This is a genomic window from Vibrio viridaestus (genome assembly GCF_003856525.1).
In the GTDB taxonomy this organism is placed as follows: Bacteria; Pseudomonadota; Gammaproteobacteria; order Enterobacterales; family Vibrionaceae; genus Vibrio; species Vibrio viridaestus.
This window is the reverse complement of sequence record NZ_RJVQ01000001.1, coordinates 217,919-230,057: the sequence shown is the minus strand read 5'-3', so window position 1 is coordinate 230,057 and position 12,139 is coordinate 217,919. Positions and strand designations below refer to the sequence as shown.

General features: G+C 42.0%; 12 protein-coding genes. 2 read left to right on the top strand and 10 right to left on the bottom strand.

Annotated elements, in window-relative coordinates; genetic code table 11:
* Nucleotides 1–112 precede the first annotated feature (112 nt).
* Nucleotides 113–637 carry a cysteine hydrolase family protein gene (locus EES38_RS01100; protein WP_124935327.1) on the top strand — a complete coding sequence of 175 codons (525 nt, stop codon included), beginning with the start codon at nucleotides 113–115 and terminating at the stop codon, nucleotides 635–637.
* 38 nt (nucleotides 638–675) lie between these two features.
* Here EES38_RS01100 and EES38_RS01095 read toward each other — a convergent pair whose 3' ends face one another.
* The 8 genes from EES38_RS01095 to EES38_RS01060 all read right to left on the bottom strand — a co-directional run bounded on the left by EES38_RS01095 (nucleotide 676) and on the right by EES38_RS01060 (nucleotide 8,523).
* Nucleotides 676–984: a DUF1272 domain-containing protein gene (locus tag EES38_RS01095; RefSeq protein WP_124935326.1), complete on the bottom strand. Its 309-nt coding sequence runs from the start codon at nucleotides 982–984 to the stop codon at nucleotides 676–678.
* A 246-nt stretch (nucleotides 985–1,230) separates the two neighbouring features.
* Nucleotides 1,231–1,815 (bottom strand): NAD(P)H-dependent oxidoreductase, encoded by a 585-nt coding sequence (locus EES38_RS01090; protein ID WP_124935325.1) that lies wholly within the window; start codon nucleotides 1,813–1,815, stop codon nucleotides 1,231–1,233.
* Nucleotides 1,816–2,044: 229 nt separating this feature from the next.
* Nucleotides 2,045–2,227, bottom strand: a complete 183-nt coding sequence (locus EES38_RS01085; protein ID WP_439333233.1) for a hypothetical protein — start codon at nucleotides 2,225–2,227, stop codon at nucleotides 2,045–2,047.
* A 76-nt stretch (nucleotides 2,228–2,303) separates the two neighbouring features.
* Complete coding sequence (gene cspE, locus EES38_RS01080; protein ID WP_124935323.1) at nucleotides 2,304–2,516, bottom strand: transcription antiterminator/RNA stability regulator CspE; 213 nt, start codon at nucleotides 2,514–2,516, stop codon at nucleotides 2,304–2,306.
* A gap of 306 nt (nucleotides 2,517–2,822) precedes the next feature.
* Nucleotides 2,823–4,067, bottom strand: coding sequence for a cytosine deaminase (gene codA, locus EES38_RS01075; RefSeq protein WP_124935322.1), 1,245 nt, complete (start codon nucleotides 4,065–4,067; stop codon nucleotides 2,823–2,825).
* A gap of 71 nt (nucleotides 4,068–4,138) precedes the next feature.
* Nucleotides 4,139–5,395: a cytosine permease gene (codB, locus tag EES38_RS01070; protein ID WP_124935321.1), complete on the bottom strand. Its 1,257-nt coding sequence runs from the start codon at nucleotides 5,393–5,395 to the stop codon at nucleotides 4,139–4,141.
* A gap of 207 nt (nucleotides 5,396–5,602) precedes the next feature.
* A complete protein-coding gene (locus EES38_RS01065; protein WP_124935320.1) occupies nucleotides 5,603–7,201 on the bottom strand; it encodes a pectate lyase family protein in 1,599 nt (532 codons plus the stop codon).
* A gap of 161 nt (nucleotides 7,202–7,362) precedes the next feature.
* Nucleotides 7,363–8,523, bottom strand: coding sequence for an MFS transporter (locus EES38_RS01060; RefSeq protein ID WP_124935319.1), 1,161 nt, complete (start codon nucleotides 8,521–8,523; stop codon nucleotides 7,363–7,365).
* Between the two features lie 129 nt (nucleotides 8,524–8,652).
* Between EES38_RS01060 and EES38_RS01055 the strand changes: the two genes are divergently transcribed.
* A complete protein-coding gene (locus EES38_RS01055; RefSeq protein ID WP_124935318.1) occupies nucleotides 8,653–9,402 on the top strand; it encodes an IclR family transcriptional regulator in 750 nt (249 codons plus the stop codon).
* A gap of 29 nt (nucleotides 9,403–9,431) precedes the next feature.
* Here the strand turns inward: EES38_RS01055 and EES38_RS01050 are convergent, their stop codons facing one another.
* Nucleotides 9,432–10,247 carry a DeoR/GlpR family DNA-binding transcription regulator gene (locus tag EES38_RS01050; RefSeq protein ID WP_124935317.1) on the bottom strand — a complete coding sequence of 272 codons (816 nt, stop codon included), beginning with the start codon at nucleotides 10,245–10,247 and terminating at the stop codon, nucleotides 9,432–9,434.
* 219 nt (nucleotides 10,248–10,466) lie between these two features.
* Nucleotides 10,467–11,807, bottom strand: a complete 1,341-nt coding sequence (locus EES38_RS01045) for an aspartate aminotransferase family protein (RefSeq protein ID WP_124935316.1) — start codon at nucleotides 11,805–11,807, stop codon at nucleotides 10,467–10,469.
* Nucleotides 11,808–12,139: the final 332 nt, after the last annotated feature.

Sequence of the window (12,139 nt, the reverse complement as noted above, 5' to 3'; positions counted from 1 at the left end):
TAAATTGGATCTGTCGTTTATTGCCTATTTTGTGTCATTTTAGCCTCTGCCACATATAAGACCAAGTATCCATAATCTATTTTCTAATTATCGATGAAAAGGATACGGTCCTATGAATACACAAGCTCTACTTATTATAGATTTTCAGAATGATTATCTTCCAGAGGGACGTTTCCCTCTTTGGAATACATTAGAGGTGTTGCGAAACACCAATGAATTGATTTGTGATGCGATTGAGAAAGGCATACCTATTTGCCTAGTTCAACATATTTCTTTAGCACCAGCGGGAGAGGCTAAATTCTTTGAAAAAGACAGCTTTGGTGCAGAGATCTGCGAGGATATTCTGCGCCTATGTCGAAATGCAAAAATAATTGAGAAACAGTATGCTGATAGCTTTTACAAAACCCAATTAGAAGAATATCTGAGTCAATTAGGAACGAAAGAGCTACTGGTTTGTGGAATGATGACGCAAAACTGTGTCACGCACACTGTACTCTCTAAGAGTGCTGAGAAATACCGAGTTTCAATCGTTGCCGATTGCTGCACCACAACCGATCCAATGATTCATCATCTCGCCATCAATGCCATTTCTAACCGGGTTCCGATTCTTTCTGTCAGCAACGCCTTAAAAGCATAATGGTGAGACCACGTTTTTCTTGAGAGAGGTGGTTTATCCTACCTCTCTTGCGGCTTAATATGTTTAACGCTAGCGGCGAACGATTTAATTTCTTCGATTGTGTAATTGGTTACAACACGGTTTTTGGATGCGGGACGTTCGGCGAAACTGACGCCAATTCTTCTGGCTAGTTTAGGACGGATTGGTCTTGGTGTTAAGCCTCCACCGCAGTTGGGGCAGACGTTCTCTAAGATGTGTTCAACACAATCCTCACAGAACGTGCACTCAAAGCTACAGATCATCGCTTCGGTTGACTCTGGTGGCAGATCTTTATCGCAGCATTCGCAGTTGGGCTTTAACTCCAGCATCCGTTTATGTCCTTATAAAGTGTCATTAGGTCGTTCCATCTGTAACCACGATAATATTAGAGCTTCTCTAATTTTGATATATGTTTAGGGACAATATAATCTTCATCAAATATTGAACTAGCCACTTTACCATATTCACACTTAATTCCGATTTGATTGATAGCACTATGGATAAAGCATGTCGAACATTCACACTGTTACCCCTTGAAGCTAATCCCTAGATGATAATTATCCAGAGCGGACGAATTAAATTTTAGATCGTATTTTCCTCAGGAATTTTTCTACACGATCAGGTGGAGCATTCTCGCTTTTATAAAGAGATAACATCTGAAATCGACACTTTTTAGTGCAGGCTCCTAATAACGCTATTTTTAGCGTTCTATAGACAGGTTTCCAAAGGACAAAAACATCGACCCACCAAGGCGAGCCAAGTGTTGTAATAGCATAGACTTGCTTTAGATTATCTAGGCAGGGTTGTATCGCTCCAAGATCGGATGCGTGATTATACGCATGCGTAGGAGCCCAAACACGGTCAAACCAACCTTTCAAAATCGCGGGAAACCCAAACCACCATGTTGGAAAAATTAGCACTAGAAACTCTGTCTGTTTGAGTTCATTTATATCCTCTAGGATGTCTGAACTATCAAACTCGTCTCTATAATAGCTTTCACGTTCGGTTGAATTTAATGTTGGGTTGAATCCTTGCTGATACAAATCTTTGACCGAGACAGTATAACCTTTCCCAACCAGATGCTCGATTGTATGTTCTGCGATATATTGACAAAGACTATTTCTTAAGGGGTGAGCGATAACGACTAAACACTTCTTCATAATGAATACTCAATTAAAAGCATATTGATAGGCTAACACGAGGGACGCTAGAGTGAATACCTATTGAAAGTGTCTTTTTAAGATTGCAAAAACAGTGGTTTATATGATTCGAAACGCTTTAATTAGAAGATGAAGTGTGATGACGATATTGTCAGAATGGTTAAGTGACCCTATATAAAATAGGGCCGCTCGGTTAGGCGGCTTGCCTGAAAAGCTATGTGCAAATTATTTACTGATACTGAGAAAAGAATTTTTCGGCGCTTGCGAAGAGAGAATCACAGTGCTTTTTCTGCTTATTGTACTCATCTGAGCCTTCTTCCATTGAAGCGAGAACTTCTTTTTCTTTATGGTAGTTTGCTACCATTTGCTCAAACTTAGCTTCACAGCCATTTTTCCAAGCTTTTTCTTTCATTTTTTCTTGTTTTCTACCCGGTTTAGGTCTTGGTTTTCTCATAGGTTTTCCTTTGGAAGACGATATTAAAGGTGGGTTATATAATTGTTATATTTGTAGCGTTCGGGCCTTTCTTACCTTGCTCAACAGTGAAGCTGACCTTCTGACCCTCTAAAAGCGTTTTGAAGCCTTCAGATACTATTGAATTGAAATGAACGAATAGGTCTGCGCTACCGTTATCTGGAGTGATGAACCCAAACCCTTTTGTTTCGTTAAACCACTTTACGGAACCTGTTGTTTTGTTTGACATAAAAACCTCATTAATAATTTAAAGTTCCAAATAGAGGCTATTTAATGGAAGATAAAGAAAAAGTTGCCGCAGGAGTTGAATAACGAAAAGAGATTCGGAAATAAACTTAGTAGAGACTTGGACTCAATGATTCATCAATAGCTCATGTTCAGAGCTGGGTACACTTTACACGTAATCTATAAAATAGATAGGATTTTTTAGTTTAATTTATTATTACCCTTATGCAACCTTGGTAAGTTCAGGAATTAGCGAGCATAAATTCAGCGATTGTTTAACCTTTTCAATGCTCGCTATTCAATTAAGTTCTTATTGGAATTCAATGTCTTGGAGTAAAACTGATGGCTTACGTTTTATAAGGACTTTACCTTTACGTACAGACCACAGCACTTCGGCTTGTTCCCGAATGACCGATACATCATCCTCACCCTGAAGAATAATAAAGTTAGCCGGTTTGCCGATACCAATGCCATATTGCTCGCATAGATGCATGACTTTAGCACCATTATCAGTAATGAAGTCTAGAGCGGTTTTAAAATCGTCATAGCCCATCATATGGCATGCGTGAAGAGCGAAATCGACTTGACGCAGAAGCTTGCCATTACCAAGACTGTACCAAGGGTCTTGGATTGAATCCTGAGCCAAAGCAACCGTGATACCTGCATTTCGCAGTTCTTTAACGCGCGTAATACCACGTCGTTTAGGAAACGTATCAAATCGACCCTGTAGATGTGTATTCTCTGTCGGACACGAGACGAAGTTAATTTCGGACTTTTTCAACAACCGAAAGAGCTTAGAACAGTAGGCGTTGTTGTATGAATGCATTGCGACCGTGTGGCTAGCCGTGACTTTATCTGCCATACCACTTTCCAGTGCTGCAGTAGCAAGAACCTCGAGGAAACGTGAATTACCGTCGTCAATCTCGTCACAGTGTACATCGACTAATTTATTGTGTTGCTTAGCTAGTTCGACAACCCAACGCATCGATTCGACGCCATATTCACGGGTGAACTCGAAGTGGGGTATACCTCCTACAACATCGGCACCAATTTCTAGCGCTTCTTGCATTAACTCTTTTCCGTTAGGAAATGACAGAATGCCTTCTTGAGGAAATGCGACAATTTGCAAATCCAGGTATGGCGTAAGCTTTTCTTTTAATGGGACGATGGCTTTTAATGCGGTGAGTGAAGGATCAGTCACATCAACATGAGTTCTGATATGTTGGACTCCATTACGAATCAGAAGCTCTGCAGCTTTCATGACTCGTGATTGAACATCTTCAATACTGAGCATTTCTTTACGTTCAGCCCAGCATTCAATTCCTTCAAACAATGTTCCGCTCTTATTCCATCGAGGTTCTCCGGCGGTTAATACCGCATCAAGATGAATATGCGGTTCGACAAAGGGAGCACAAAGGAGTTGGCTGTTGGCGTTTATATCAGCTTCTTCATCTAATAGGTTTGGCTGCTTTTCAATTTTGGTAAAAATGCCATTAGAACAATGAATCGTGAAGAGTTCAGGATGGTGACGAAGGCGGGCATTTATAATTTTCATAAGCTTCCCCTTGTTATTATAAGTCCGGTGTCTATTCGCACCGGACATTTTATGGTTGATTGAGTTAAATTTTAGCTTACTCTTGCTGCGTTACCTCGTGTTGAAAACACAGAAACGAGGATTGCATAACAAATTGATGCGGTGACCATACCAATAATAGGCGGCATCCATGGTGACGCGTAAGCCGCAGCCGAACCCAGAATATAAGCAGATAGTCCCTGAGAATCAAAGGCTGGTAGAGAAGCTGAATTCAACTTTGGTGGATTTCCTTTATGAACCAACCAGAAATTGGTCATGATTATTGCGCCAATAGGTGGGATAAACGTACCGAGTAATACTAAAAACGGAATCAGGTAGTTATACATACCAAAGATAGCTAGTAGTGTACCGATTCCAGCACCAACGATGGTAATCAAGCGGCGTTTCTCTGTACGGAATAAATTACAACCCGCCGCCGCGAAGTTATAGATGGTGTTGTCTTGTGTCGTCCAGATATTGGCAAACAGCATTAATACAGCGGTCAGCATAAATCCCTGAGCTACGAGAACATCGACAATATCCGATTGCTGATAAATCATTGCACCAAAGGCGCCAACGAAAATCATCAGCCCATTGCCGATAAAAAAGGCTAACAGAGTGGCTATAACGGCCGTTTTACCTGTTTTTGAAAAGCGGCTCCAGTTGGTTGCCTGTGTACCACCACTGATGAAAGTGCCGATAACTACAGTAACTGCTGCACTGAAAGTCATATTATCTTTAGGTTGAATCCCGACTAGTCCCGCAATGCCTTGCGCATCAATAAACCCTTTGTAGAAGCAGATACCGATAAAGACCAACATAAGGGGGACTGAAATTTTGGATATGATCTCCATTGCCCGATAACCGATTGAGGCTGAAATACAAAAGCCAAACCCAAATACAATCATGAGTGGAACTTCCCAGCTTGCATCTAGGCCACAGAGTTTAGTTAAGACAATAGCGATTGTTGCTACGCCCCATGCATACCAGCCAATTTGTGTAAAACCAAGGACAAAATCCGATAACTTACTGCCGACTTCTCCAAAGCAATATCGACCTAAAAGTACCGTATTCAGCCCAGTTTTATAAGCGATATATCCTAATGCGGCAGCGTATATTCCTAAAATGAGGTTTCCTACAATTAATACGGGCATCAGGTCCGTGATTGAAAAGGCGGTTCCTAGGCTACCGCCAGCCCACATTGTTGACGTAAAAAAGGTAAATCCGAGCAATACAGCGGCCATCGATATAAGCCCTTTGCGGTTTTGCTGGGGCACTTCACTTAGAGGGTAGTCATTATTTCCGTTCATGGTGCGCAGTCCTTTGTCGTGAGTTATCTAGATAGAAACAATATTTGTGCCATAACTTCAGAGGTTTACGTAGGCAAAGTAAGATAACGGCTTAAGTAATCTTTGTACTCGGAATATTGGCTTTAAATGCACTTATATGGGACTGGTTGAACTAAGATAGGGAGAAAAAGCCACTTGGTGTGGCTTTTCCTGACGAACGTTGAACGCTTATTGTGGACCTGTACCACCGTCGACTTCACTCCCAAGAGAGCTGGCCGATTCTAAGGTGTAATCATACATATCAATATCGCTGAACACCGTTGCGCCACTGTCGATATATTGAGATGTAGAAGACGCGCCAGTGTAAGTATTCCCTGATGCCTCAAAATAGGCTGAGCCCATATTCCATTGTGGACGTGCGCTATTTTCAAAGTAGTTATTTTCGACTAACACTTCTGCACTGTCATCGGCCCCGATTGAGAAATAGGTAATGTCTTTCCAATAGTTATTGAATAGATGAACCCGTGCCTTTGAACCGTCAATCTTCGGATTACGACCTGCCGCTGTATCCCAAAAGTTATGATGGAAGGTGACTTGAGAGTCTTGAATTAGGTGAGTGTACCAATGCTGATTTGCACAGACTTCTGCGTTGTATCCGTAGAAGCGGTTCCAACTCAGAGTAACATTCTCACTTTCATCGACATCTATATAGCCATCACTTATTTTGCTAAACGCAACGTGGTCGACCCATACGTGGGTGCTATCGTTGACGGTAATACCATCTCCTGCTTCAACAAGAGCAGGGTTGATATTGGAAATCGTCAGGTTTTTCACTATGACGTTTTCAACACCGCTAAGGTACAGGTTCGCCCCAATAAGTTTCGAACCGCTGCCCAATCCAACAAGTGTTTTATTCGATTTTACATAAATCGTCGATTCATTGCGTGTGACGTTGACGGTGCTGTTACTGCTGCTACCCAGATCGCTACAACTTTGTGAGCTGGTGGGTATGCGATACCACGTCTTGCCATCGTCACCCCAAGTCGCACAATCAAGAGCACAGGCAGCTACTGTTCTGTCGGATGTTCTACAGTCGATCGTTGTATTGTCTGGAATTTGGATAACGTAAGCTGAACTCGAAGTCAGTACAGAAGTAAGGGCACTACAACTTGATACTGTAATCGTACTGCCAGCTGACCCGCCAGTGGTGGTGCTCAGGCCATCATCACCAGATTGAGCCGCGAAGCCCACTAAGTCCGAGTCGGAATCACCACATGAACCGCTCACCGGATTGATATACCATCTTTGCGAGCTTAAAGACTGGTCATCGTTTTGATAAACATTGGAACCGTTAGTTGAGCCTCCCACCGTGAGAGATTTCTGAGAATTTTTGTTAACGATTTTGAAACCGCCAGATGACTGAGCTTTAAGTTCCCAACGTTGGTTATCACCGCTCCAGTCAGAGTAAACCAATACATTGGCTCCATCCGAAGTTGAGGAGTTTAATACGTCTAATACCTTACTGTTATAAACGGATTTGATGGTCCAATAATTATCGCTTTGCTTGGTCAAAACAAATTTCTGATTATTTGGGGCCCAGTATTCATAAGTTATGACGTTAGGTGCTGATGTAGAATCGTTAGTGTTAACATCGAGAGCGAGCCCCGATCCTTTGTTAACAATATAATAGGTATTGCCTGATGTTGGTGTTGAAGAACAGGTTTCTGTTGCTGCATGAGCGGCGACAGATAAGAGAGACACGATTGGCAACAAGAGAATTCTTGCTGCCGGAGACCACTGACGTTTAAAAAACGATTTAAATTTCATTGTTATTCTCTGTTATTGAGATAAAGGAAATTTAGTTTTTTCGTATGGCATTCTGAATACGTCAATATTGTGTAAAAATTACCCTATGAATTTAAAAATAAAGATACATTCCCAAGATCAATTAATTTTAATTAACAATAAAGTTAATTAAAGCCAGAGGATTAACTGTTACTAGTTTGACTAACGCTCTGTTTCTTCGAAAATTTAGTAAATCCAATAAATACGATAAAACTGATCGCAATAGAAAACGCTGCTGTAATGGCAAACAAAGCATTTTTACCCACAGGAATATAGGTAAGAAACGAAGATAGGAACTGTCCGCTAAAAATAGCCATTGATAATCTTGCCAAATTACGCGCCCTAAATTCGGGCAGACTAATGTCCACGATAATATGATTGACTAGAGGGACTGACCAGCCGAATCCAAAACCAATAAAAAATCCACCCACCAGCATTAGGTTTGTATTCGTTGCGAAAAAAAATAAGGTATGCCCAATAGCGTATAGAAAAAAGGCTATAGGTAACACTTTTCTTTCACCGAACAAGTGAATAGCTTTCGGCATGAACCAGGCCGCAGCAACAGCGACAAGGGAGATATAAGCAAGGAACAATCCTGTTTGGGACTCGTTGAGTCTCATAGTTGCAAGACGGTCGGGTAGAGAAATAATAGCCATGAAAAAGACCATTAATGAGCATAGCGCGGCAAACCAGGTTAGACGCACGGTTGCCGATGCTTCGTACGGTAATTTTTTATGCTGAGAGCGAGTCGGAGTATGCGGAGCCTTTATACATGCTTTTACAGCGATGAGCAGGAGCCATGCAAATAAATAGAGACCAAATGGTAGAGACCAATGGAGGGTTGCTAAAATGCCACCGACAAAGAGAAATATAACGCCTCCCAACTCAATTGACATACCTTGCAGCGCTATCATTTTCATTCTTTGGCTGCCATTGTAGAGTTCCGAGATCAAACCTGTTCCCGATGTCATGACTAGGGCTGTTGCGCCTCCCAAAAGTAATCTATCAACGAATAGCAAGGGTATGTTGGTTATAAACGCACCAATTACACCTAACCCTCCATAGGCAAATAACCCGCCGCACAGACCTTTATATAACCCCAGATTATCGATAAATTTGGCGGCGAGTGGTCCAAAAACAACGACGCCAAGAGCAGGCAGTGTTACTAACCAACTAGAAGCGTTTTCTACGCCGAGGTTTTGTGCTATCAAAGGAAGACCTGGGACAATGACGCATCCAACCATGATGGTTAAACATGCGACGGAAAGAAGAATTAAACCAGTAAATGGAGATGTTGCTCTCATTGCGACTCCTTACTATCTCACCATTTGTCCGCTATGTGGACGAGGTGTTTGTTATGTGGTTATATTATTGGGTTTAATCCGAGTTAATGTCAATCGATGCTTAATGAACCCTTTAGGGAGAGGGCTTTTATGGAAAAGCAGCCAGAGAAGGGCGGAACGCAAGTTATTGCCCGCACAGCTAAAATTTTGAATATCCTTGCGATGCATAAAGAAGGCGTGACGATCACGATGCTTGCAAGGCAAACAGATTTACCTCGTTCGACGGTTCACCGGCTGGTTGCTTCTTTGGAAGAAGAGCAGTTGGTTATCCACCATGAGGAGGGGGTTAGACTTGGGCCCGCATTACTTGCATTGGCAACAGCTGCACATACTGATTTTGTGACTGTTGCGCGTCCAGCGATAGAAGCTCTGGGGCGCAGAACAAGAGAAACCATTGATGTATCTGTATATCGAGGTTCTTACGCGGTTTCGGTGGATCAATACCCATCGGATTACGAGCTGCGTGTTGTATCACCGATAGGCACGGCTTTTCCTATCAATACGACTGCTCATGGAAAAGCGATGTTAGCTCAACTCACGCAAGAGCAACTCTATGCTGTATTAACCAACGGATTAGAGCAGAAAACGCAAAACACGATTACCAGCCATGTTCAGCTTATCGAAGTCATCGATAATATTAAGAAACGAGGCTTCGCGATTGATTCGGAAGAGCATGCATTAGGTGTTTGCGGTTTGGGCTTTGCTATCAATTGTGGCCACAATGCGATTTATGCAGTATCTATGGGTATTCCTGCGCTCAGATACTATGAGAATAAAGATTGGTATTTGACTGAATTAATGAAAACGAAATCAGAAATAGAACAGCAGATCCTGTCATAGAAATCCGCTGTTAGTTTGGATAGATAGTATCAGGCCTGAACAATGGCTTTGTGGATCTGGCAACGGGGGAAATCCAAATCCGGATCGTCGGTTTCATCGATAACAAGGTGGTCAATATACTCTGGAGAGCATATTTTTACCCGGCTTTGCACACCAAGTTTATCAGCATGGGCCAGAATAATGCGTTGATTCGCGTGATTCATCATGGCACGTGCTACTTCCGCTTCACGCAGATGATAACTCGAGAATCCATAGACACTGTGTGCACCAACTGGTGATATTATCGCGTAATCTGCGCGAAACCGATCGATATCAGATAGGGTTAATTCACCGTAAGTTGCGTTTACTTCTGCATTTGGAATACCGCCTAAAAGCAACACTTCGAAATCTGGTTTTGTGCTTAGAATTCCAGCTATTCCAATTGAGTTGGTCATAATTTTAAGGCGATTGGCTGATTGAATGAGCGTATTTGCAAACGTTAAAGTCGTGGTTCCTGCGTCAATAAATATGGCTGAACCATCTTCAATAAGCTGGCAAGCGAGTTTGGATATCGCTTCTTTTTCTGCAACTTTTTCTTTTAATCGTTGTTCAAATCGGCTTTCTGATGGTGTTTCTTGATGGGGCAGAGGTGTTTTAATTGAAGTGGATGGTTCTGCTTTTACTGATTTTATCAGTACCGCACCTCCATGAACTCTCTGCACGACGCCTTGTTGCTCTAGTTCTAATAGGTCTCGTCGAACCGTTTCTCTGGATACGGAGAGTCCATCAACCAAATCATTCGTTGATATTTTCCCTGTGACAGAAATTCGGCTGACGATTTCATTGTGTCGTTCGTGCGTCCACATAGGTCTAATTACTCCATAACCTTTGACCATTATCATTATTGTGAGGCATAGGAATAAAACGTAAACCCCACTTAAGGTGAGTAAACTACCAATAATTACACATTGAGTCTAATTAAATTACACAGTGTACTGTGAGGCCGTCATGTCTTATTTGGTAATAACGCACCAAAAAGAACGTTATTACCATCTTCACGTCTTACAATTTTCATAAAGTTACGCTTATGGGCGCAACGTTTTGATGGTTTTCTCTAGCGAACTGACAAGCCAGTCTATATCGTGTTCTTGAAACGCGAGTGTCGGGCGTAATTTCAGTACGTTACCATGAGGTCCAGCGACAGACGTTAGAATGCCTTCTTCGCGCAGTACTTCAAGTGAATCGAGAGCGAGGGAACGATCCGGTGTTTTGTCGTCTTTATTGGTCACAAATTCAAAGCCAATAAATAGACCAGCGCCACGTACATTACCAACACAGTCGTACGTTTTCTCAAGATGTTTTAGTTCATTTAAAAGCGTAGCCCCAACTTTCTGGCTGTGTTCCTGAAGTTTTTCTTCTTTGATAACCTTAAGTACAGCCTGAGCCGCCGCCATTGAAACCGGGTTACCACCAAAGGTATTAAAATAAGGAATGTGATCGCTGAACGAGGCCAAAACATCGTCTTTGGCAAGAAGACCGGAAACTGGAATGCCGTTACCCATTGGCTTACCTAACGTTACCATATCTGGCACTAAACCATGTCGAGCAAATCCCCAGAATGCGTCACCCGTACGACCAAAACCAGGTTGAACTTCGTCTGCGATGAATACGCCGCCATTTTTATGGACGGTATCAATTGCAGCTTGCATGAATCCCTTTTCTCCAGGTAGTACACCATCAGAAGAGAAAATAGAATCGGCCATAAATCCAGCGAACTTAATGCCATGAGCTGCCATATCATCGATTTGCTTTTGTATTTCGTTCGCAAACCAAGCCGCCATATTATCGGTTTTTACTCGATATGGATCAGGGGCCTGCACTAATCTTGTGGTTGAGGCTAGGGCTTGTCCTGTACCGAGCGCTGGCGAGGCTCCAGAAGTAAGTTCACTGGTTCCGTGATAGGCCTCTTGAGTTACGATAATGCCTGTACCTCCGGTATAAGCACGAGCAACACGCATTGCTAGATCGTTGGCTTCAGAACCAGTACACATATACATCGCTTTATTTACAGCACTAGGTACTGTTTCCAAAATGGACTCTGAGTAATCAAGAATTCGTTCATGTAAATAGCGCGTGTGTGTATTGATTTCTTGCATTTGCTGGTTTACTGCTTCAATAACAGCGGGGTGACAGTGACCAATACTGGCAACGTTATTGTAAACGTCAAGGTACTTACGACCTGATGCATCCCATAAATATTGGCCTTTACCTTTAACCAGATGAACTGGATTGCGATAAAACAGTCTATAAGAATTACCCAGAACTTTTTCTCTTTTATCCGTTAGCTTACTTATATCGTCACTGAGCATGTCCCTATGCTCAGGACGAAAACTATTTGTATCCATTATTGTTGATAAGGTCGCCATCTCTCTCTCCCTTTTATGTCATTAAGACGTGACTATGCGCATACTTTGCGTCGTTGTGTGCATTTTAGTCACACCTCTCATTCAAATGCAACAAAAAGCAACATAAAACAACAATAATTTGTATTTCGCACCATTTTGATCAGTTTAATACCCATAATTGTGCACATAAATGCAACAAAAGAATGGGTTCCTGTCGTTGTTATTTCGATTAATTATTGAATTGTAAAGAAAAAATATATTTTTGTTGAAGTTGGCATGGTTGGTGCTATGTGTAAATGCAAGTGAAAGCACATTTGCTTGTCACTATTTGCCAATCAACACGAATAGGATGA